Source organism: Rhodococcus sp. IEGM 1302, from assembly GCF_030056935.1.
Lineage (GTDB): Bacteria > Actinomycetota > Actinomycetes > Mycobacteriales > Mycobacteriaceae > Rhodococcus_F > Rhodococcus_F qingshengii.
Genome location: NZ_JASHKY010000021.1, coordinates 75,655 through 96,691, shown reverse-complemented (window position 1 = coordinate 96,691; position 21,037 = coordinate 75,655). Strand labels below are relative to the sequence as shown.

Below are 21,037 nucleotides of genomic sequence, written 5' to 3'. Positions count from 1 at the left end.
TGTTCGGGGACTCGACGTGCGCACGCCGGTTGGTGAGGCGTTGATCTCCGAACTCGACATGTCACTGGGGCCCGGCGATGCACTGCTGGTGAAGGGTCCGTCGGGTAGCGGCAAAACCACGCTGCTCCGCAGCATCGCGCAGTTGTGGCCGTACACAAACGGTTCCGTGACCACCCCGGTCGGAGACGTCCTGTTCCTCTCACAACGGCCATACCTACCATTGGGTTCTCTGCGCGCGGGTTTGGCATATCCGGACCAGTTGCCCTCAGGTCAGCCGAACACCGGGCGCTCGGACTTCGACGACCGCAGGCTCCACGACGCGCTCGCCGAGGTGCATCTCGCACATTTGATCGGTCGGCTCGACGAGCCGGCTGATTGGACTCGAATTCTGTCGCCGGGCGAACAACAACGGTTGGCGTTCGCCCGAGTCCTCCTGATCCGACCGCGAACCGCATTTCTCGACGAGGCGACATCCGGAATCGACGAAGGCCTCGAGTACACGCTCTACGACATCCTTCGCCGTGAACTGCCCGACAGCATCATTGTCAGCGTCGGGCATCGCAGCACCCTCGACGTTTTTCACAATCGACAACTCGAACTGCGCGGTGCGGGACACTGGACTCTCGCTGATCACGAAGGCTGAGAAAACTTTCGACGGTCGGATTCTTGCGACAGGATTCGGCCGGGTTACCCGCCGCGCCGCTATCGATCGAAGACACCGACCGTCACGAGGTCGAAGGGTTGCGGAAGTCGTTTGTGTGCTGGAGCACCCAGGCCGCAATCCTGGTGCGCGAGTCGTACCCCAGTTTGTTCAGTATGTGATCGACGTGGCCGTCGACAGTGCGCTGAGAAATGACCAGCTTGTCCGCGATTGCTCGGTTGGTCAGGCCCTGTGCGACGAGTTCGGCCACCTGCTGCTCCCGCGGAGTCAGCACTTCGTCGGCCGCTGATTTCGGTGATCCACCGGGCGGTTGCTCTCTCAGCGCGCGGGCCGCTGCGTCGTCGAGAGTCAGAGCTCGTCCATGATCGAATGCTGTTTGAAACACCCTGTCTCCGATCCGGTTACGAGCCTCGGTCACACTGTTTTCGTGGTACGGGACCATGCTCCTGAAGGTGTCCATCGGGCTGCCCGTGGCGGTGAACAGCGTGTCGGCAGCTCCCATCAGTGTGGCTGCCAGCTTTGCGTCCCGGTCGACAAGCGTCCACGCGATTTCCTCGAGGCACCATGCACATCCGAACTGGTTACCCAGCCCTCGAAGCAATCGGAGAGAATCTTCGAGTAGCTCGATACCGCGAGCGTGGTTGCCATGACGCCACAGGGCGGATCCGTAGTCCGACATCGTCATCGACCGCCACAAGATTTCGCCGCGCGATTCGGTGAGAGCCAACTCCTCCTCGTAAATGCTTGCAGCCCGGTCAGTTTCGCCGAGTGCGTCGACGACGAAGGCGAACCAGTAGAGCGCGGGTACCAGACGGGCGATGTCGTCGTTTGCCCGGAATGCTGCGACAGCCTGCTCCAGGTACTCGGCGCCGCGCACGAGATCGCCGTCGGCGACCGCGACGAATCCGAGCGTGTACCGCGCCAGTATGCGACCGTCGTCGTTCCGCTGCATCTCGGCCTGTCGCCGAGCCTCGTCGGCAATGCTTGTCGCCGAAGCGATATCTCGTTGGAGGGCTGCCAGCAGTGCGCCTGTCGCGGCGGCCTCGACTACCGCCTCACCGAGAGTGCCCTCGGTCAGTTCGGGCACCTCGGCCAGGGCGCGACCCAACCAGTAGCGACCTTCGTTGAATCGACCACGTGCAAGCCAGTAATCATGCAAGGCACTTGCGGTACGCAATGTGGCTTCGACCGAGTCGGGTTCGGTCAGACCGAATTCCAACGCGGTGCGCACGTTGGGTAAGTCGCGGTCGATCCGCGTCATCCAATCGATTTGGTGCGGCCCCGTCCAGTCGACTCCGGCGCGGAAGACGAGTTGCCTGAACCACTCACTGTGCCTGCGCTGCAGCGAGACCCACTCGTCGACTGACACCAGTTCACGCCCGTAGTCGCGAAGAGTCTCGAGTAGGCGGTAGCGGACGTACGAGCCGTTTTGTTCACGGATGAGGATCGACTTGTCGACAAGGGACATCACGAGATCGCCCAAGTCGTCGTTCTGTGCTTCGTCGGCGAGAATTCCTTCGACGGACCCGAGATCGAAGCTACCCGCAAATACGCTCGAGTTCGCCCACAACGACTTCTCCGGCGGCGTACACAGATCGAAGCTCCAGTCGATACTCTGTGCAAGCGTTTGTTGACGCGCTGGAGCGTTCCGGCTGCCCCGCGTCAGCAGTTGGAAGCGGTCGTCGAGTTTTTGCAGGATCTGATCGACCGACATCGCCCTCAGTCGGGCAGCCGCCAACTCGATCGGCAGCGGTAGTCCTTCCAACCGGCGGACGATCTTCTCCACAGCCGCGCTGTTCTCGCTGGTGATGCGGAAGTCCGTCACGGAGGAACGTGCCCGCTGCTCGAACAGCATCATCGCATCACCATCACGGGTGTCGGTTGGCGACGGCGCCTCGGTGGGAAATCGCAGAGGCGGCACCCGTAATACCATCTCGCCGGGAATGTCGAGCGGTTCTCGGCTGGTCGCCAGAAGTGCCAATCGGGCACAGCACCGGAGAAGTTCGGCGGCGGTGTCGGTAACCCAGCCGATGAGGTGTTCGCAATTGTCCAGAACAAGCAGGACACGTTCGTCGACGAGACGGCCGATCAGTACCGATCGCGGTGACCGCGTAGATCGGTCTTGTACTCCGAGTGCGGCAAGAATCGTCTGATCGAGAAGTGCCGGCTCCCGCAGTTCGCTGAAGTCGACGAACCAGACGCCCCCGGGGAACGCACGGGAGGAATCATCGGCGGCACGGAGCGCCAAGCGGGTTTTGCCGACCCCACCCAGGCCCGTAAGGGTCACGAGCCGGTAGTCCGACAGCAGGCGTCGGACTTCTTTGGCCTCGGACCGACGACCGACGAAACTGCTCAGTTCGATCGGTAGGTTTCCTCGTTTTGCCGCCATGAGAATCGCGCCGAATTTGTACGTGCTGAGTGGATTGACCCCACACAGTGTACGCGGAATCGCGTGTGCGAAATCTGTCAAGGCACCACCGGTGTTCGCCCGTGATTGCCGTTGGGCCGAAGCTTTTCGGTGCATGACGCGGAATAGCGAACACTTTCCACCGACGTAGTTCGCGCCTCATTCGAAAGGGATGAGAGGCGCATTTCATCTTTCTGGCGCACTTACGATTCGGGCATGAAACGTGTGTGGGAAGGTGTGCGGCGCTACGGCAAAACGCTGCACTCGGTCGGGTTGTCGTTCGGTCTGGTGTTTTTCGTCCTCTCGATGAGCCCGTCCCTCTTACCGCGCGCGTGGTACCTGCAGGGCGTGGCAACCGGTATTTCCGTCGCCACCGGGTACGGCATCGGTGTGAGCGTGGCGTGGATGATCCGCAAATGCGGAGTCGAACCGACATGGTCGGACCGGACCAAGCGGATCGGTTGGGCCGTACTCGCCGTACTGGCAGTGATATTGGTGCCTCTTTTTCTGATCTTGGGTTCGTGGTGGCAGCAGATCGTCCGTGATCTGGTCGAGGCGCCTCGCGTGAACCGGGCGAACTATCTTCTGGTGCTGCTGGTTTCGCTAGTGGTGTGGTTGATCTTGCTGGAGGCGGGTCGCGGTCTGCGGCATCTCACCAGAGGACTCGCTGCCGTTGCTCTGCGGTTTGTTCCCAAGGAAGCAGCGAAAGTCGCGAGCTTGGTCGTCGTCTTCGCGTTGGCGATCTTCGTCGTCAACGGTGCCCTCTACAACGGGCTCATCGCTTTTGCGAACTGGAGTTTCTCCGGCGCGGACAACGATACGCCCGATGGTATCGACCAGCCTCTGATCGCCGAACGCAGTGGTTCACCCATGTCTGGCGAGGCATGGGATTCGCTGGGCAAGGAGGGTCGCACTTTCATGGGTAGCGGGCCGTCTGCGGTGCAGATTTCCGCGCTGACCGGCCGGGACGCGAAGCAACCCATCCGCGTGTACGCCGGCCGTGAGTCGTCGGATTCCGTCGACGGTGTCGCGCAGCGGGTCGTCAACGAACTCGAGCGCACCGGCGGCTTCGACCGTGCCGTCCTGGCAGTAGTGACCACCACCGGCCGCGGCTGGGTGAATGACGACGTGGCGTCCGCTTTCGAATACGTCCAGGGCGGCGACACCGCCATCGCGGCGATGCAGTACTCGTTCCTTCCCAGCCCTTTGGCATTCATCGCCGATCGGGAAACCCCGATGGCCGCAGGCCGGGCGCTGTTCAACTCTGTCTATGCGAAGTGGATCGATCTGCCGCTCGACAAGCGCCCCAAGCTTGTCGTTTTCGGCGAGAGCCTCGGATCGTACGGGGGACAGGCCGCGTTCGCGGGAGCACAGGACATGGCGACGCGGGTGGATGGGGCGTTGTGGTCGGGGACTCCGAACTTCACCGCTCAATGGCAGGAGATCACCAGCAGTCGTGACTCCGGCTCACGGGAAGCCGTGCCGGTGATCGACGACGGGCAGTCGATTCGTTTCGCTGCCTATCCGGAGGATCTCGAACTGGATGCGCCGTGGAACGACTCACGCGTCGTGTACTGGCAGCACGCCAGCGACCCAATTGTCTGGTGGTCTTTCGACCTGCTTCTGAACAAGCCGGACTGGCTTGCCGAGCCTCTCGGCCGTGATGTCGATCCGGGAATGACGTGGATACCGTTCGTGACATTCTGGCAGGTGACACTCGACATGGTCTTCTCGGCGGACGTTCCGCCAGGTAACGGGCACAACTACGGTGCCGAGGCGGCGGACATGTGGGCGCGGATCCTGCACCCCGACAACTGGTCTCAGTCGGACACCGACGCGATTCGCGGCGCTCTGACGAACGACTTTCAACCCACCAAGTAGTAGTGCGGAGTGCGGACCTCGTGACGGTCTCTCGTCGTTGGACCGGGAGTACTCGCTCTAGATCGTTCTATCACTGTTTGTCAGCTATCTAACAAGGAGCGCGATGCATTCATCAAGAACACTCGTAGCTGCGGTGGCGCTGAGTGCGATCACTGTATTTGCCGGGGCTGGGTCCGCGGTTGCCGCGCCGGCGGTCGGATCTGTCGATTTCGGCTCGTCGAGCGGATCCGGATCAGGAACCGGTTCGGCTAGCGGATCCGAATCTGGTTCTGTCGATTTCGGATCCGGCGGACCGGACGTCGAGCATCCGGTGTCGACCTGCTTCTGGTCCGTGCCGATCAATCCCGAGCGCGCGGACCCACAGCTCAACTACGCCTTTCCTGACACCGCGGCGATTTACTGGGCTGCGCAGTTCACAATCCCCGAGAACGCCGAGTTGGTTATCCGAGGGCAGTATGCGCATGCGCGCTATCAGTCGTTGAACTCGTACAACGCAGCAACCGCGATGCCGACCGCCGTCCTCAATGACATTTCGACTGCTCCGGACGCAGGCTCGCGCAATACCTATCTTCCCGGTGCCGATCGATCGAACGAAAGTGCCAGGTCGTACACGGCTTCCGTCCTCAACGAGGCCTCGCCTGCTGAGCCGAAACCCAACACCTTGTATGCCGGTGTGCCAGGTCAGGACCGGATAAGCCTGCTTTATCGCATCTACCTGCCGGACAACGGGCGTGATCTCACCGGCGGCGTTGGACTGCCGGAGCCAGAGCTGCACCTTTCCGGTGGTCAGGTGTTGCGCGGGCAGGATCTGTGTTCAGCGGTCGGTGCGGACAACGGAATCTTGAAGCCGGCTTCGCTGCCGCTGGACACGTACAAGGCATTGCGTGACCAACCGGGCAAGCCTGCGACATTCCCTTCCGAGCAGACACCAGTCTGGCGGGCGTACTACAGCGCCGAGTTCACGCTCGGCTGTACCTATCTCGGCAAATGCGATTGCACACCCCAGCGGGTGGGCGGGCAGTACTCCAACATCGACAACAGCTACGTCACCGCTGAAGTCAACCGTGGGTTCGGCGAAGTTCTAGTACTTCGGGGAGAGTTGCCGAGGACTCCGAAGACGACAGGCGGCGCAAAGAATCTCGACAGCGCAGTCGACATGCGGTTCTGGTCGATGTGCAGCAATGAATCGCTGGCAACGACGAAGGTAGCGACGTGTCTGTTCGACGAGCAGATGGCCACTGATGCGGATGGTCGCTACACGATTGTCGCGTCGCTCCCTGAAGACCGACCCGCAAACGCTACGAAGGAATGTGGGGTGTCATGGCTTTCGCTCTCGCCGGCCGGTGACGGCGCAGGGCACCCCGACGATTCCCTCTTGATCATGCGGAACATGCTGCCGGCCAAGGACTTCAGCCACGCTGCACACGACACCAAGACGCCCGGTGACGAGAAGGCAGTGATGGGAGAGTATCTGCCGGACGGGCAATATACGTCCAAGCTCGCGTTCGAGGGCAGTGGCTGCGCGAAGTAACCCGTCTTTACGCGTGAGGTCACTACTCGAGATTGTGTCTGGTGATCCTCCTCGATGATGTCGGCTGCGCTCTGCTGCGAGCGCAGCCGACACACCGTTGACCAAGTCTTTTCGCGATCTTCGGTGGGGAATCGGGGCCTGCGGTTCAGGCACTCATCCCTTTCGAATGAGGCATCAACTACGCAGGCGCTCGCAGTGTCAGCATTGTCGCGCAGCGGTATCGGCTGTGCTCTGTTGTCCGTCGTGGCGGACAGGGGCGGCTTTTCTCGCCTACCGCCTATCCTGCTTGCCGCAATCAGAAATGAGTTTTGACATGGGTTCCGTTGTCGGAGAACTTCTCCCGTTGGCCGTCGGTGTCGCCGTGTCGCCGGTGGCCGTCATCGCCACCATCTTGATGTTGCTCTCCAAGCGAGCGGGTAGCACCAGCGCCGGGTTCGCGGTGGGCTGGTTACTCGGAATCTTCATCGCTACAGTTTTTTTCGTCATCTTGTCCAGTGCCGTCAGCACGTCAGACGACGGACCGTCCGCCACGGTTTCGTGGATCAAACTAGCTCTCGGTGTCCTCCTGTTGGCCGTCGGGGTCAAGCAGTGGCGGGGGCGCAGCGGCGAGCACGAAACACCGAAGTGGATGCAAGCCGTCGACGAGATGACCGCGGTCAAGGGATTGGGCCTTGGATTCGCGCTCGCCGCGATCAACCCGAAGAACCTGCTCATGTGCATCGCGGCCGGAGTGTCGATCGGCTCGGCGTCGTTGGCGACCAGCGGAGCGATCACCTCGATTCTCGTCTTCACGGTCATCGCCAGTTCAACTGTCGCGATCCCGGTCATCGGATACCTGGTGGCTGCTGATCGCCTGCGAAAGCCGTTGGCCAATCTCAAAGTCTGGCTCCAGGACAACAACACCACGGTGATGAGTGTGTTGATCTTGGTCGTCGGAGTTGTTCTGATCGGCAAGGGAATTGGCGGAATCTTCTGATACCCGCTCTTTCGCGTGGTGTGAAGGCGCGATTCCCGGATGATCGTTCGATCAGGCGCGCTTGACCGCGTAGTCGCCGTCGGCGTGGCCGATCAGTTGCCATCCGCCCTCGATCGGGGACAGTCGGACGTCGGAGAGATTCGTGGTCTCGAGCTGTGGCCGGTCGGTGCCGGGGTACCAGGCCTCGACCCGTCCGGTGCCGCTCCCGTCAAACCCGTCACGCGATACCTCCGTCAGCGTGCCGGGCGCTGCCCGCGGATACGCTCGCGAGAGTGGCGCGGCGAATCCCTCTACGAGCCCGAGTGATTCACCGGACGGGCAGTCGATGCGATTCAGATTTCCCTGTGGCTGGTGGGTATTGCCGTCGCGAACCGGGTGGGGGTCACCGCACGCTTGTGTCCACGACCACCACGCGCCGCCCATCCGGTACCTGTCGGTGGCATCGACGAAGCGGTCGACGTCTGCTCTCTGCTCGTCGGCGTCGCCGAACCAACCCCATTCACCCGTCCACAACGGGGCGTCGTACCAGGCGGCAGCGAGGTCGGCGATCTTGAATCCGTCTTCGATTCCGGGAAATTCGCTACTGACCGTTATCGATTCGCTGTAGAGATGGGGCGAGAAGACCACCAGAGGATCGGTCAGGTAATGGCGAGGGGGCAGCGCGTCGAGGCCGAAAGCCGACCAGATCGCGCTGGGCTCGAAGAACACGAGGTGTGGAAATCCTCCTGCTTCGGCCTGCCTGATGGCGTCGGTGGCCCGCTTGTAGAACTGCCCGATCTGATCAGCTGCCGTGAATGGATCGCGCAGGCCGGGGTTCGGTTCGTTCAACAGGTCGTATCCGGCTACAGCTGGTTCGTCTTTGAACTCGGCAGCCAACCGCGCCCACGTCGCGACGAGGCGACTCTGGATTCCTTGCTCGTCGTCGTAGAACGCCTGGAAGGCATGGGCGATCGCGGGTGCGGCTTCCCTGAGTCCACCGATGTTGCAGGTTGTCCATCCGCCGGTCAGGGTTGCCCACTCGGGTGCGCCGTCCCAGCCGACTCCCGGCCGCATGAAAGACGGGCACGACTGGTCGCTCGGAGTGCCGACGTACGGGCCCCATGCATCCTGATGCATGTCGAGAACGGTGTAGATGCCGTGGTCTTTTGCATCCTCGACCGCTACTCGAACGCGGTCGACGTACGCAGTGTCGAATGCACCGCGGGTCGGTTCCAGGAGGGACCACGCGACGTTGAGCCGGACGACGTTGAAGCCCAGCGCTGCCATCTGCGCGAAGTCCGTTCTTCCCAGCGGCGTAACGGTGGGTAGACCGGTGCCGTTGGTTGCGTAGTCATTGAGACCGTTGGCGTTCACGCCGCGGAGCAACACCGTTCGTCCGTCGACGTCCTTGATCGTTCGATCTGCGACGGTCAGTTGGGGGAGAGTCCAGCCCGGATCCGGTGGTGCAGCGTTCGCCGCCGGAGTTGCAATCTGGAGGACCAGGATTGCGAGGGTGGCAAGCAACAGCGCACGCATCCATCGACCTTTCTAGACAAACGTCCAATTCCGAGTCGAGGCTAGCGTGAGAAGACCTCTTTCCGGCGCGGTTTGCTCATACCTGTCACGGCCCCGCGTTGCCGAGAACACGTCGGACACGTGCTCCTGCTGGAGGTGTCATCATTGTCGACAAGTCTCGACCCGAGGGAGCCCTGGTGAAGCTTGCATTGACTGATCTGATCGAACAAATGCCTCGTGACGATTTGGCGAGTACGCGAGCGTTCTATGCGTCGCGGCCTGCCGGTGTCGGTCCGACTTCCCTGCAGGAACTGCTTGTGGTGCGAGCATCCAGGGTGGTTGATCCCATGGCGAGCCGGGCTGTTGAACACACACTCGACATCGAGGGCCGATCCGTTTCGGTGCGCGTAGTCACTCCGAAAGACGGCGATGTCAACGGGGTCTATCTGTATCTTCCGGGTGGGGGTTTCTACATGAGTTCAGCGGCCAGCGCTGACGCCCGAAGCATGAGACTTGCCGACGAGGTCGGGGTGGTAGTGGTTACCGTCGATTACCGGCTTGCACCGGAATTCCCTTGGCCGGCAGCGCCGGACGATTGTGAGGCAGTCGCCTTGTGGCTGCTTGATGTCGCTGCCGAACGGTTCGGGACGACCAGGCTCGCTATCGGTGGCATGTCGGCGGGAGCAACCTTGGTGACGACGACGTTGCTGCGCCTTCGTGATCGAGGTCTGGCCAAGGCATTTTCGGGTGCGGTGCTGGAAGCGGGCACGTACGACGTCAGTGCCCAGACTCCCGCGGGCCGCACCATCAGTGACGAATACTTCATCGAAGCCTACGTCGGCCATGTCGATGATCGCACTCTTCCGGATATTTCTCCGACATTCGGCGACCTCAGCGGCCTGCCGCCGACCCTCGTTGTCGTTGGATCAGAAGACGTGGTCCTGGCAGAGAACCTTGCCATGGTGGCGCGACTGTCGGCGGCCGGAAACGACGTCGACTTGCGTCTCTATCCTGATGTCCCGCATGGATTTACAAACCATCCAACGCCTGTTGCCCGGCGTGCTGCGCTAGATATGGGTGCTTGGCTTCGGAATCGACTCGACTCCGACCCCGCGTGACAAGCACGGGCGCGGTTCAGTGTGCCGAGGAAAAGCGGACTGTGTTCGGTGTCAGATCTTGGCGAGCGTTTTACGATGAAACAATTCGAGGCTCACCATGGATTTCATCAGGCCGTCGAGGGTTCGCGCATCCCATCCAGTCAGATGCTGCCAGCGGTCGAGTCGATACGTGACAGAGTTCGCATGTAGGTGGATGTCACGGGCGGCGGCGCTGACAGAGAACCCGCTTCGCGCGAAGGCGCGGACGGCGTCCATCAGATGTGAGTGCTCTTCGGCCACAGATGCCCCGGCCTGTAGAAGCGGCAGCAGCTCGTCCTGGTGGGTGGCAAGAGTGGCGATGAGCCATTCGTCGGCAAAACTGACCGTCGTGCCCGGCGCTGTCGCCAACTGCAATGTGCGCTCGGCGTCGGTGATGCTTTGAGCTGCGCCGACGAGCCCGACCCGGGGCATCCCGATACCTAGTGACGTTCGTGGATGATCTCGCATGATTGCGTGGATGACTTCGGTTGGTTCGCCCTGACACATCACGATTACTCGGGAGCCATGTCGACTGCAATGCGCGACAGCATGCACGGAATCCAGGGTTCGTTGCAGGTTTTCCACTTGTGCTTCTGACCATTCCTCCTCGACGGCCGACAGTGCTTGGAACGATTTCTGTGTATCGAATCCGAGGGTTTGTGCCAGCTCTCGGGCGTTGCTCAGTTCCATATCCGTTGCACTGTGCAGTGTTTCGAAGAATCGGTATCGAACGCCGGCGCGGATGGCCTGCTCGCTGCGCGTTGCCTCGGAGTGTCCGACTGCGACTGCGCTCGTCGCGACGTGAACGAGGTCCCAGAGTTTGCCGCCTGCTTGCAGCAGCTCGTGTGTTGGTTTCGTGGACCGCTGGACCATCGTGTCCCAGAGCTCACGAGATGCAATGTGATAGGTCTCGATGACATCGGAGAGGGGGAGCCCTTGCATCGCGCGACGGCGCCCGAGTTCGCGGTTTCGGTCGGTGTCTTCTGTGGTGATCGTTTCGTTCTCGGCGACGGCACACAGCATTGCGGACAACTGTTTGCGGATGTAGTTGCCTTGCTCGGCCACTGGTACCGCGGAGTAGGCCGGGAGTTCGCTGCGAATCTGTTGTACCGCGCGTTCGGTGAGCGCTTCGAGCTCGTCGGAAACCTCGCGACACAACCGACGGATCGTGTCTTCTTCTTCGACGTCGGTTACGTCCACGGGGTTACTCCTTTGTGCGTGCTTGGTCTTGCGTCCCGTGAATTTCACGAACGAGCGTCGTGGATTCCGGGGTTCACCCATGGTCCCGCCATAGTGACGGGAGGCACACTCAACGCTAGACCGGACGACGATTCGACGGCAAAACGCCCCTCGCCTCATCTGCTCCGGATCGATCAACGGCTAAGGAGCCACAATCATGTCCAACGAGGCGAAGAGTGCCTTGCTCGCAATCGGAGTTCCGTTCGTCGGGGTGCTGGGCGGGATAGTTGCGCTCTCCGGATCCGAACTGACTGTTCTCGGATTTCCCATTTTGTTCGCGTGGCTTTTCCTGTGGATGCCGCTGACCTCGTTGTGTCTCCACATGGCATGGAAGTTCTTTGACCGCAAGGACTTCGAGGAAGCGGAACGAAACGAACTGGCTCAGGCCAAGACCGAGATCGGGGATCCGACATGATCGCTGCAACATTTACGCTCGTGCTACTCCTCGCGCTCGGCGCCGGAGTGCTTTCACGCCGTGGAAGCAAAAAAGAGATCTCCGACTACCTCGTGGGCGGGCGGTCTTTCGGTCCCGTGCTGGTTTTCATCCTGGGAGCAGGTGAGGCCTACAGCATCGGCACGCTCATTGGATTCCCCGGCGGTGTGTACGCCCACGGTGCAAGCTACGGCGTCTGGTTCATCGGATACATCTTGCTTGCCTACCCGATCGGATACTTCTTTGCGCCCTATCTCTGGCGGGCAGGCAAGCGGTATAACGCGATGACGCTGCCCGATGTGGCAGGGCGGCACTTTCGGTCGCGCGGGTTGGAACTGACAATCGCGATTGCCTCGGTAGTCTTCCTCATTCCCTGGGGGCAGTTGCAGCTTGCCGGCCTCCAGGTCGCACTGAGCGGACTTGGCATCACCATCAACCCGACGGTGGCGGTTTTCGTCGGCGCTGCGCTTGCTCTGCTCTTCCTCCTGCTTTCGGGTGTGCGTGCACCGGCGTTCGTGTCTTACGTCAAGGACGCAGCTCTGCTGTTGGGAGCGATCCTGATCGGACTGGCCGCCACGGCCAAATCGGGCGGTATCACGAAGCTCTTTGCCGATGCGGCATCCCATGGGGCCGGGCAGGCCTCGCAATCCACCGTCACCGGTTCGTCGCTGACCTTCGTTCTCACCACAATTGTGTTCCAGTCACTCGGTTTTTTCGTTTTCCCCTTCATCGTGCAAGCGGTGCTATCGGCGAAGTCCGAGGCAACCCTCAAGCGAGTCGCCCGATTCAACCCGCTGTACATGCTCATGTATCCCTTCCTCGTCGCTGCTGCCTTCGGCGCAATTTCATTGCTGCCCAACAAGCTCGAGGGCGCAGAGTCCAATGAGGTGCTCCTGCAACTGTCCCGTCTCGTGCTCCCGGACTGGCTGACCGGAGTGGTGGCGGGTGGTGCGGCACTGTGCGCGATCGTTGTTCTGTGTGGCTCGGCGCTGGGAATCGGCTCGATCGTCTCGCGAAACATCGTTCCTGGAATACCCGAATCACGTCAGAGAGTGTGGGTGCGCGGGGTCATCGTCGCCTACCTCGGCCTGTCGCTGATCCTCACCCTCGCCGCACCCCAATTGCTGCTGACGCTGGTGAATACCGCGTATTACGGGGTGACCCAGGCCGTGGTGGTGTTCGCGACGATGATCTTCGGATGGAAGCTGCGACCGGCAGCGCTCGCGATGGGCGTGGTGCTCGGCGACGTGCTGGTGCTCTGGCTGTACCTCGACACACACGGCACGGTATCGATGTGGTTGGCGGACAAAGGCATGAACATCGGTGCCGCAGCGCTCGTTCTGAACGTGTTGTTCGTGTCCGCCACCCGGGTGATGTGGCCTCCTGTCGAAGCGGTTTCGGGCCTCCGTGCAGAAAATCGATCGGCACCAGTGCCTTGCCCCGCAGCCCCGACCACGAAGGCGGATATCCGATGACTCGGACACTACTCACCGCAGATGCAATCCTCACCCAAGACGCAGCGTCACCCCAGGTTGAAGCGCTCGTCCTCGATGGAGGCCTGGTTGTCGCCACCGGAAGTCGAAAGGACATGGGGGAGTACGCCGGACCGGAAACTCGTCGGCTCGATCTCGCCGGCGCTACTGTGATCCCGGGGCTGATCGAGTCGCACATTCACCCGACCTACTCCGGCTTGACTGACGGATGGGCCGATTGCCGGACGCCACCGTGCGCCTCGATCACGGATATCCAAGGGGCTCTGCGGAACTCCACTCCCACTCACGGCTGGATACGTGGATGGGGGTACGACGACACACAACTTCGAGAAGGTCGCCATCTCACACGCGATGACCTCGACGCAGTCTGCACCGACCGCCCGATCATCGTTCTGCACATCTCGGGGCACTTTGCGGTGGCAAACACTGTTGCGCTTGCAACTGCAGGCATCGACGAATCGACGGTGGATCCCGGGGACTCGCAGTTTCCGCGTGGGGCGGACGGGAGGCTCACAGGGATGGCCTGGGAAATCGACGCCGTGGCACGGTTGAGCGGCGCGATACCAGACCTGACACAGGCAGAGGTGCAGACCGCGTTGCTGCGTAGCTTGACACTGGCGCGTTCGCGAGGAATTACGACCGTCCACGATTTAGGGGTCGGCCTGTCGGCGGGCATGCAGGAGTTGGCCGCCTATCGTGCCCTGGACACCATGGGCGAGATGCCCGTGCACACGGTTGGCTTCCTTCGGGGTGATCTCGCGATCGCAGAACTGGAGGAAAGGAACATCGCTTTCACGGCTGCACCGGCCCCAGGGTCACGCTTCCGCCTGGCCGGCGCCAAATTCTGGGCGGATGGGTCCATTCAAGGATTGTCTGCAGCCTTGCGAACTCCGTATACCTGCAGCCCGAACCATCACGGTGATCTGCTCTATCCGCAGGAGCAACTCGACGACATGGTTCTCCAGGTGCACCGCGAGGGAGGTCAGGTCGCGGTGCACGCCAACGGCGATGCGGCTGTAGCCGCCGCCATCGCGGCGCTGCGCAGTGCGCACCGCAGTGACGGACGTCGAGCGCGGCACCGTATCGAGCACTGCCAGGTGAGTAGGCCTGCGGATCTCGAGGCGATACGTGATGCCGAGATCGGGGTGAGCTTTTTCGTCAACCATGTTTTTCATTGGGGCGATCGTCACCGTGACCGTTTCCTCGGTCCTGAGAGAGCCGGCAACCTGGACCCGCTGGCGTGCGCCGATGACATCGGCTTGAAATTCGGGCTGCACTCGGATTGCCCGATAACGCCGATGGATCCCCTCCAGACGATTAGGACTGCTGTGAATCGGCTGACCATGGGCGGTGCCGTGCTTGGCGCCCACCAACGGATCGGAGTGCAGCGTGCAGTGCAGGCCATGACTGTGGACAGTGCGTACTTGGTCCATGACGAAGGACGGGCGGGGATCTTGGCGCCGGGTCGTCGTGCGGACCTTGTCGCGCTCGACGGCACTCTTGCTGCTCTCGCAGACGCTTCGTCCGACATTCCTCAGCCTGCACTGGTCATGGTCGACGGCAGGTAGCGCATGAGATTGATTTCGTCCCAACGGTTACCAGCTCGAGGTGGAGATTCGTGCAGTTGCTCGACAGTGAAGTTGTTCGGCGCTGTGCAGTTACGGCTGCCGCCGCGGCCGCGGTCTGTCGTTCGAACGGGCCCGGCGTGGTCGATGGCGACGCAGTGACGGGCAAGAGTTTCTTCCTGCCGGATGGCGGCTGGCCGGGCACCTGAACACATGTCCGGTTTCTGGAGCAAAGTCGGGACGAGGAGCGTGCCACCCTTGTAATCTCGCACGGGAGTTTGCGGGGCGCGGGGTATCCCGCACAGCGAATGAGAGGATGAAGGTGACAACTGTCTACACGCGCCGCCGAGGGGCGCGCCCTTTCGGGATCGCCCTCGCTGCGCTGGTCGCCATGGGTGCGGCCCTGACAGGCCCCACACTCGCCTCCGCCTCGAGCGGCGACCTGCAATTGGGTTCGAGTCAGTTCGGATCGTCCGGGGAGCAACCGCCGCTGCCGGAGATCCCACCGCCGTCCGCGGCCGAGATCAGGCTCGACGAGGCGCGGAACTTCCGCGACATCGGCGGGTATCGGACTACCGATGGCAGGACCGTCCGGACAGGCCTGGTGTTCCGTTCCAACAAGCTCAGCTCGCTCAATGAGACTGATCTGGCAAAACTCACCGCCGCGAACCTGACCCTCGACGTCGACCTGCGCAACGCCTCCGAACGTGCGGAGGATCCCGATCGGATCCCCGCCGGGGTCACCTACCAGGTCGCCGACGTCGTCAGTATCGAACACGGCATCGCGTTCCACGAATTCGTTCCCTTGACCCTCGGTCGCGCGTTGATCGACGGCGCAGTCAAGGGAACCTCGAACATCGGCCAAAGCATCGGCTACCCGTTCATGGTCAACTACCGTGGTTCCGATGTCGCCTTCCGTGACCTGCTGACTGCGATCGCGAACAACTCCGACGGCGCAACCGTCTACCACTGCAGTGCAGGGAAGGACCGCACCGGTTGGGGTACCGCGATCCTGCTGACCATTCTGGGTGTCCCGCGTGAGTTCATCAGTGCCGATTTCATGGCGTCGAACACGTACCTGGGCCGGGACGACGCGGTGGACCTGTCGTGGCTCGATGCGGCGTATGCACAGGTGGACCGGCTCTACGGCGGTATGGATACTTACGTACGGGAGGGCCTCGGCGTCGACCAGGGCACTGTCGACTCTCTGCGCGCCAAGCTTCTCCTCTAAGCGGAGCTCCACGCCCGGCTTCTTGCCTACTCGGACCTTCTTCTGTCCCAGTGCGACCTGTGGTTGCGGGAGCGCGCGATTGTGTGGCGCCGCTCCTGGGGTGGGCCCGAGGTTTCTTGGCCGTGTGCGATCACCAAGTGGCGCAAGAACTTGGCGCGCAAGAATCACGCCTGGTCATGGACTCGACGCTGGCCAATTGGTCAGCATCGAATCGAGAGCCTCGAGGGTTCTTGCCCAGCTTTCGGCGCTGTCCGGTGCACTGTGGCTGAACGATCCACCCAACTCGAGGCTGGCGTACCCATGAAAAACGCTGCCGAGCAACCGAACTGCGTGGGTCTGATCGAGATCGGTGAGGTTGTACCCGCGCAGAATCGATCGCATCATCTGCGAGTGTCTGAAGCCCGCGCTCGCAGCTGCGGCCTCCGGGGTGAGGCGCATCTGTGACGCGGCGTACCGACCCGGGTGTGACCTCGCGTAGTTGCGGTACACGTTCGCGAAGGCGGTCAAGGCGTCGCGACCGGACCGACCGGCCACGGCGTCGGCAGCCTGGTCGGCCATCTCTTCCAAGGCAAGCAGCGCGATTCTGGTTTTGAGGTCGTTCGAACTCTTCACGTGGGAGTACAGGCTTGCGACCTTGACGTCGAACGCTCTGGCGACCGCCGATACGGTCACCTGCTCGAAGCCCACCTCGTCGGCCAATTCGGCGCCCGCCACGGCGAGGCGTTCGGGTGTCAGTCCTGCGCGAGGCATGTCCGTCGGTCCTGTTCGTCGAGAAGTGAAACCGCTTGCCTAAATAGTATAGGCAAATTACTGTGTGCTGTAGTTAAAACCTTCGCAACTTATCTACAGGTGAATGAGATGAACAGCCAGAGCAGCTGGATTACTACCGCAATTTCCGAGGAAATCGTGCGCGGAGCCCTTGAGCTCGAGCGGACCGAACGCGGTGTGCTGACACACCGTCTGCCTGCCAGAGCTCGCACGCAATTCGCTGACGGGCAGATGGCAATGGCGCAATCACAACCGTCCGGAGTGCGGCTGGTGTTCCGAACCAGCGCTACGGTCATCGAACTCGACACTCTGCCCACGAAAATGATCTACATCGGTGCTCCGCCGAGGCCGCAAGGGGTGTACGACCTGATCGTCGACGGCGAACCAACCGGGCACGCAATCGCTGAGGGTGGCAACACGGTGACGATCGACATGGCGACCGGTACCGCTCAGAGACAATCCGGACCCGTCAGCACCATCCGCTTCGCGGACTTGCCCGCGCGATCCAAGACCGTCGAGATCTGGTTGCCGCACAACGAAACCACCGAACTTGTCGCATTGCGAACCGACGCCCCGCTCGAACTCGCAGTCGGCACGAAGCGTGATGTGTGGCTCCATCACGGAAGCTCGATCAGTCAAGGCTCCGGCGCTGAAAGTCCCTCCCGCACTTGGCCTGCTCTCGCAGCCTCCCTCGGCGGCGTGGATCTGATCAACCTCGGGTTCAGCGGCAGCGCTCTGCTGGACCAGTACGTCGCCCGCGCTATGCGAGACACTCCTGCCGACCTCATCAGCATCAAGATGGGCATCAATCTGGTCAACTCCGACGTGATGCGCCTGCGGGCCTTCACGTCGGCAATGCACGGCTTCCTCGACACGGTCCGCGACGGCCATCCAGTGGCTCCACTGCTGGTCGTCTCGCCTGTCTATTGCCCGATTCACGAAGACACGCCTGGACCTGGTGCATTCGATTTCGACGCGCTTGCCAGAGGCGAAATGCGATTCGTTGCTACCGGCGATCCCGCCGAGCGCGTAGCCGGAAAGCTGACGCTGCGCTCTATTCGGGAAGAGTTGGCGCGCATCGTAACCCAGCGATCGGCGGATGATCCCAATCTGCATTACGTCGACGGGTGCGATCTCTATGGTGCGGCCGAGAACGAAGAGTTGCCGCTTCCCGATCAGCTCCATCCGGACGCTGCGACGCACCGTCTCATCGGCGAACGCTTTGCCCAACGGGTATTCGCAGACGACGGCGCATTCGCACGCTCGGTGTGATCGCGCAATCTGGTTCGATCGGATTTCACACGATTTGACCCTGACGTAGCGTGAGGGCTCACGATGGCTTCATGACCGATACTTACCCAGCATTCGACATCAGCCCCGTCCCTGTCCCCGCTACAGACGCCGTGCCTCCGGAACAGTTCCGAGGTCTCTACGGAATGCCCATGTTCGTGTCGGTTCCGACATCGGATCTGGCCGAATCTGCCGACTTCTGGATCCGTGGGCTCGGTTTCTTCGACCTCTTTTCGGTACCGGATCGACTGACGCACCTGCGACGCTGGGCATTTCAAGACGTTCTGCTCGTGCCCGGCGAATGTGCAGATTCACCACCGTCCGTCAGCGTGAGCTTTGCGTGTGTGCTGAGTCAGATCGATCAGATAGCCAAGGCGTGTGAGGAATTGCGGCCCGGATGCACCAGCGGTCCACATCTGAAGCCGTGGAATTCACTGGAGTTGGAGATTGTGACACCGGAGAACGCGCGCGTGATCATGACGGCCGCTCGTCCGTACGACCCGAACAGTGCCGAGGCCGAGCATCTGCGAGGCATGGGAATTGACGGACCCGACGACTGAACCGAGGTCTGACGCTGTGGCCTCCCGAACCGCGTCTGTCAGACTGGATCACGTGACGGACCAACTCTTCGGAGACGAGGCAGACAGTGCTCTCACTGTCGGTGCTGCCGCATCACGACTAGGCATAACCGTACGTACCCTCCATCATTGGGACGCAATCGGTTTGGTGCGTCCGTCCGGGCGCAGTGACGGGGGCTACCGGCTGTACACCGACCCGGACCTCGGCCGCATCGGCCGGGTGCTTGTCTACCGAGACGTGGGCTTGTCGCTCGACGAGATCAGGATATTGCTCGATGCGCCCGCAGCCGACGTGGACAAGACGCTGTGTGGGCAGCGCGCCGAGTTGCGGCAACGGATAGCCGACTTGGAAGAACTGGGCGAGTCCTTGGATCGCATCATCGATGCCAGGAAGTCGGGTGTGCTGTTGCCGGCACACGAGCAGGTCTCGATCTTCGGCCGACACTGGCAGCCGTCATGGGGACCTGAGGCGCACGAGTGTTGGGGTGACAGTGCGCAGTGGGCGCAGCACGCGGAACGGTCGGCGGGTAGGACCGCTGAGGATTGGCAGAAGATCGCCGACTGCGTCGAGACGCTCAACGAAGATCTGGCGCTGGCCTGCCGGTCCGGTGTCGAACCGGGAAGCGCCGAGGCGAATTTGCTGGCAGAACGGCACCGAGCGTCGATCGGGGTTTACTTCGACTGCACACATTCGATGCAGGTGTGTCTGGGACGGATGTACGTGGCCGATCCGGGATTCACCGCGTTCTACGAGCAGGTCGAGACCGGTCTGACAGTGTGGCTCCGCGCTGTCATCGATGCGAATGCTCGGGCCAACGGGGTTGTCCCCGAATCGGCGACGTGGGTGTGAGTGAACTGGTGGTCGCTCGTCAGTCCAAAGACGCACACGCAGTGCACCACGGTCGGCCGTCGACTCCGGGCGCACGATGGGACACTGCGATGCGCGCGGCCAAAATGCAGCTTTCGTTGTCGTGATAGACGTCGAGATCCGAAGGAACCGTCGAGTGGAACGCCGGGACCTTCATGTCTACCTCCGTTGTGGCTCGCCAGGGAGTTGGCTCGTTGCGGCAATCCTCCCACCACAGAGATCATCTCGCCTGTCGGCAGAAGCAGGGCCGTTGCTCGGCCAAATTGCCAGGGGTCGACACGTGCGGTCCCGTCCGCGCGATTATGCAGCCCCGCAGCGACTTACAGGTGTGGTTACTTGGTCGCCCTGCCTTCCGAACAGATGCGCACTGCGCGCGCGGTGTGATCTTCGACGGCGCTCACCGCAGAGAATCCCGCAGGGATAGGCTGGACGGATGCGTGGAGAGTACAAGGTTCCTGGTGGAAAACTGGTCGCGGTCGACGTCGAGGTGGCGGACGGTCGGCTGTCCGAAGTCGCAGTCTCGGGGGACTTCTTCCTCGAGCCCGACAGCGCGCTCGACGACATCAACGCGGCGTTGCGCGGAATGCCCGCCGACTCGGATGCAGAACAGTTGGCGCATGCCATCTCCACTGCGCTCGACGAGTCCGTCTCGATGATCGGCTTCACGCCGCAGTCGGTCGGCATCGCGATCCGGCGCGCACTCGGCCACGCCACGAGCTGGGCGGATCACACCTTCGACCTCATCCCGCCGGTGGTTCTCGATCCCGCGATGCACGTCGCGCTGGACGAGGTCATCGCGCGTGAGGTCGCATCGGGTGAGCGTCCGCCGACATTGCGTTTCTGGGACTGGGACTCGCCCTTGGTCGTGATCGGATCGTTCCAGTCCGTGCGTAACGAGGTCGACTCCGAGGCGGCTGCGCGGTACGGCATCGGGGTGGTGCGCCGAATCTCCGGTGGCGGCGCGATGTTCATGGAACCGGGCAACTGCATCACGTACTCGTTGGCAGTACCGGCGTCATTGGTCGAGGGTTTGAGTTTCGAGCAGTCCTACGCGTTTCTCGATCAGTGGGTCATGGGAGCGCTTGCCGAGGTCGGTATCAACGCTCGGTATGTGCCGCTCAACGACATCGCCTCGGACAAGGGCAAGATCGCCGGCGCCGCTCAGAAGCGATTCGCGTCCGGCACTGTGCTCCATCACGTGACCATGGCCTACGACATCGACGCTGAGAAGATGACGCAGGTGTTGCGAATCGGACGAGAGAAGATGTCGGACAAGGGAACCAAGAGTGCGGCCAAGCGCGTCGATCCGCTGCGTTCGCAGACCGGAATGACGCGTGCAGCAATCCTGGAGTCGTTTGCGCAGCACTTCCGAGGTCAATACGACACCCACGACAGCGATTACACGGACCCGGAGTTGGAGCAGGCGCGCAAGCTGGTGGACACGAAGTTCAGAACCGAAGAGTGGACTCACCGCGTCCCGTGAAAC

The 21,037-nt window shown here is 61.9% G+C and carries 19 protein-coding genes; 14 read left to right on the top strand and 5 right to left on the bottom strand.

Annotation, left to right across the window (positions count from 1 at the left end; translation table 11 throughout):
• The coding region (locus tag QM609_RS22930; protein WP_283337469.1) for an ATP-binding cassette domain-containing protein at positions 1 to 643 on the top strand (643 nt) is incomplete at its 5' end.
• A gap of 82 nt (positions 644 to 725) precedes the next feature.
• Here QM609_RS22930 and QM609_RS22925 read toward each other — a convergent pair.
• Positions 726 to 3,131 carry a LuxR C-terminal-related transcriptional regulator gene (locus tag QM609_RS22925; RefSeq protein WP_082238982.1) on the bottom strand — a complete coding sequence of 802 codons (2,406 nt, stop codon included), beginning with the start codon at positions 3,129 to 3,131 and terminating at the stop codon, positions 726 to 728.
• A 153-nt stretch (positions 3,132 to 3,284) separates the two neighbouring features.
• On the opposite strand from QM609_RS22925, the gene QM609_RS22920 reads away from it, so the two are divergent.
• The 3 genes from QM609_RS22920 (at position 3,285) to QM609_RS22910 (ending at position 7,456) form a co-directional block, all read left to right on the top strand.
• Positions 3,285 to 4,949, top strand: coding sequence for an alpha/beta hydrolase (locus QM609_RS22920; protein WP_050655146.1), 1,665 nt, complete (start codon positions 3,285 to 3,287; stop codon positions 4,947 to 4,949).
• Between the two features lie 103 nt (positions 4,950 to 5,052).
• Entirely contained in the window at positions 5,053 to 6,480 is a 1,428-nt protein-coding gene (locus tag QM609_RS22915; protein WP_050655145.1) for a hypothetical protein, read from the top strand.
• Between the two features lie 313 nt (positions 6,481 to 6,793).
• On the top strand, positions 6,794 to 7,456 hold the full coding sequence (locus QM609_RS22910; RefSeq protein WP_042450708.1) for a GAP family protein: 663 nt from the start codon (positions 6,794 to 6,796) through the stop codon (positions 7,454 to 7,456).
• Positions 7,457 to 7,507: 51 nt separating this feature from the next.
• On the opposite strand, the gene QM609_RS22905 is transcribed toward QM609_RS22910, so the two are convergent.
• Positions 7,508 to 8,971, bottom strand: a complete 1,464-nt coding sequence (locus QM609_RS22905; protein ID WP_050655144.1) for a glycoside hydrolase family 5 protein — start codon at positions 8,969 to 8,971, stop codon at positions 7,508 to 7,510.
• A 176-nt stretch (positions 8,972 to 9,147) separates the two neighbouring features.
• On the opposite strand from QM609_RS22905, the gene QM609_RS22900 reads away from it, so the two are divergent.
• Positions 9,148 to 10,068, top strand: a complete 921-nt coding sequence (locus tag QM609_RS22900; RefSeq protein ID WP_050655143.1) for an alpha/beta hydrolase — start codon at positions 9,148 to 9,150, stop codon at positions 10,066 to 10,068.
• Between the two features lie 51 nt (positions 10,069 to 10,119).
• Here QM609_RS22900 and QM609_RS22895 read toward each other — a convergent pair whose 3' ends face one another.
• Positions 10,120 to 11,286, bottom strand: coding sequence for a PucR family transcriptional regulator (locus tag QM609_RS22895; protein ID WP_050655158.1), 1,167 nt, complete (start codon positions 11,284 to 11,286; stop codon positions 10,120 to 10,122).
• A gap of 196 nt (positions 11,287 to 11,482) precedes the next feature.
• Here QM609_RS22895 and QM609_RS22890 point away from each other — a divergent pair, with 196 nt between their 5' ends.
• From QM609_RS22890 to QM609_RS22870, 5 genes are all read left to right on the top strand, one after another.
• Entirely contained in the window at positions 11,483 to 11,740 is a 258-nt protein-coding gene (locus tag QM609_RS22890) for a DUF3311 domain-containing protein (RefSeq protein ID WP_003942271.1), read from the top strand.
• The gene (locus QM609_RS22885) at positions 11,737 to 13,233 is read left to right on the top strand and encodes a sodium:solute symporter family protein (protein WP_030535588.1); all 1,497 of its coding nucleotides are present in this window, start codon (positions 11,737 to 11,739) and stop codon (positions 13,231 to 13,233) included. The genes QM609_RS22890 and QM609_RS22885 overlap by 4 nt, the downstream gene beginning before the upstream one ends.
• Positions 13,230 to 14,819 (top strand): amidohydrolase, encoded by a 1,590-nt coding sequence (locus QM609_RS22880; protein WP_042922654.1) that lies wholly within the window; start codon positions 13,230 to 13,232, stop codon positions 14,817 to 14,819. Before QM609_RS22885 ends, QM609_RS22880 begins: the two co-directional genes overlap by 4 nt.
• A 50-nt stretch (positions 14,820 to 14,869) precedes the next feature.
• Positions 14,870 to 15,025 carry a hypothetical protein gene (locus tag QM609_RS22875; RefSeq protein ID WP_155277914.1) on the top strand — a complete coding sequence of 52 codons (156 nt, stop codon included), beginning with the start codon at positions 14,870 to 14,872 and terminating at the stop codon, positions 15,023 to 15,025.
• 107 nt (positions 15,026 to 15,132) lie between these two features.
• Positions 15,133 to 16,047 carry a tyrosine-protein phosphatase gene (locus QM609_RS22870; RefSeq protein ID WP_007735104.1) on the top strand — a complete coding sequence of 305 codons (915 nt, stop codon included), beginning with the start codon at positions 15,133 to 15,135 and terminating at the stop codon, positions 16,045 to 16,047.
• Between the two features lie 174 nt (positions 16,048 to 16,221).
• Here QM609_RS22870 and QM609_RS22865 read toward each other — a convergent pair whose 3' ends face one another.
• A complete protein-coding gene (locus tag QM609_RS22865) occupies positions 16,222 to 16,797 on the bottom strand; it encodes a TetR/AcrR family transcriptional regulator (RefSeq protein ID WP_050655767.1) in 576 nt (191 codons plus the stop codon).
• A 108-nt stretch (positions 16,798 to 16,905) separates the two neighbouring features.
• On the opposite strand from QM609_RS22865, the gene QM609_RS22860 reads away from it, so the two are divergent.
• From QM609_RS22860 to QM609_RS22850, 3 genes are all read left to right on the top strand, one after another.
• On the top strand, positions 16,906 to 18,087 hold the full coding sequence (locus QM609_RS22860) for a GDSL-type esterase/lipase family protein (RefSeq protein WP_050655768.1): 1,182 nt from the start codon (positions 16,906 to 16,908) through the stop codon (positions 18,085 to 18,087).
• 71 nt (positions 18,088 to 18,158) lie between these two features.
• On the top strand, positions 18,159 to 18,665 hold the full coding sequence (locus QM609_RS22855; protein WP_050655769.1) for a VOC family protein: 507 nt from the start codon (positions 18,159 to 18,161) through the stop codon (positions 18,663 to 18,665).
• 52 nt (positions 18,666 to 18,717) lie between these two features.
• Positions 18,718 to 19,533, top strand: a complete 816-nt coding sequence (locus tag QM609_RS22850; protein ID WP_050655804.1) for a MerR family transcriptional regulator — start codon at positions 18,718 to 18,720, stop codon at positions 19,531 to 19,533.
• A 19-nt stretch (positions 19,534 to 19,552) separates the two neighbouring features.
• Here the strand turns inward: QM609_RS22850 and QM609_RS22845 are convergent, their stop codons facing one another.
• Positions 19,553 to 19,708 (bottom strand): hypothetical protein, encoded by a 156-nt coding sequence (locus QM609_RS22845; protein ID WP_003942131.1) that lies wholly within the window; start codon positions 19,706 to 19,708, stop codon positions 19,553 to 19,555.
• A 276-nt stretch (positions 19,709 to 19,984) separates the two neighbouring features.
• On the opposite strand from QM609_RS22845, the gene lplAB reads away from it, so the two are divergent.
• A complete protein-coding gene (gene lplAB / locus QM609_RS22840) occupies positions 19,985 to 21,034 on the top strand; it encodes a lipoate-protein ligase LplAB (RefSeq protein ID WP_050655770.1) in 1,050 nt (349 codons plus the stop codon).
• Positions 21,035 to 21,037: the final 3 nt, after the last annotated feature.

Excerpts from the sequence above, each read along its gene's own strand:
- QM609_RS22920 (WP_050655146.1), top strand. The coding sequence starts at position 3,285 with ATGAAACGTGTGTGGGAAGGTGTGCGGCGCTACGGCAAAACGCTGCAC.
- QM609_RS22915 (WP_050655145.1), top strand. The coding sequence starts at position 5,053 with ATGCATTCATCAAGAACACTCGTAGCTGCGGTGGCGCTGAGTGCGATC.
- QM609_RS22910 (WP_042450708.1), top strand. The coding sequence starts at position 6,794 with ATGGGTTCCGTTGTCGGAGAACTTCTCCCGTTGGCCGTCGGTGTCGCC.
- QM609_RS22905 (WP_050655144.1), bottom strand. The coding sequence starts at position 8,971 with ATGCGTGCGCTGTTGCTTGCCACCCTCGCAATCCTGGTCCTCCAGATT.
- QM609_RS22890 (WP_003942271.1), top strand. The coding sequence starts at position 11,483 with ATGTCCAACGAGGCGAAGAGTGCCTTGCTCGCAATCGGAGTTCCGTTC.
- QM609_RS22885 (WP_030535588.1), top strand. The coding sequence starts at position 11,737 with ATGATCGCTGCAACATTTACGCTCGTGCTACTCCTCGCGCTCGGCGCC.
- QM609_RS22880 (WP_042922654.1), top strand. The coding sequence starts at position 13,230 with ATGACTCGGACACTACTCACCGCAGATGCAATCCTCACCCAAGACGCA.
- QM609_RS22870 (WP_007735104.1), top strand. The coding sequence starts at position 15,133 with ATGAAGGTGACAACTGTCTACACGCGCCGCCGAGGGGCGCGCCCTTTC.
- QM609_RS22865 (WP_050655767.1), bottom strand. The coding sequence starts at position 16,797 with ATGCCTCGCGCAGGACTGACACCCGAACGCCTCGCCGTGGCGGGCGCC.
- QM609_RS22860 (WP_050655768.1), top strand. The coding sequence starts at position 16,906 with ATGAACAGCCAGAGCAGCTGGATTACTACCGCAATTTCCGAGGAAATC.
- QM609_RS22855 (WP_050655769.1), top strand. The coding sequence starts at position 18,159 with ATGACCGATACTTACCCAGCATTCGACATCAGCCCCGTCCCTGTCCCC.
- QM609_RS22845 (WP_003942131.1), bottom strand. The coding sequence starts at position 19,708 with ATGAAGGTCCCGGCGTTCCACTCGACGGTTCCTTCGGATCTCGACGTC.
- lplAB (WP_050655770.1), top strand. The coding sequence starts at position 19,985 with ATGCGTGGAGAGTACAAGGTTCCTGGTGGAAAACTGGTCGCGGTCGAC.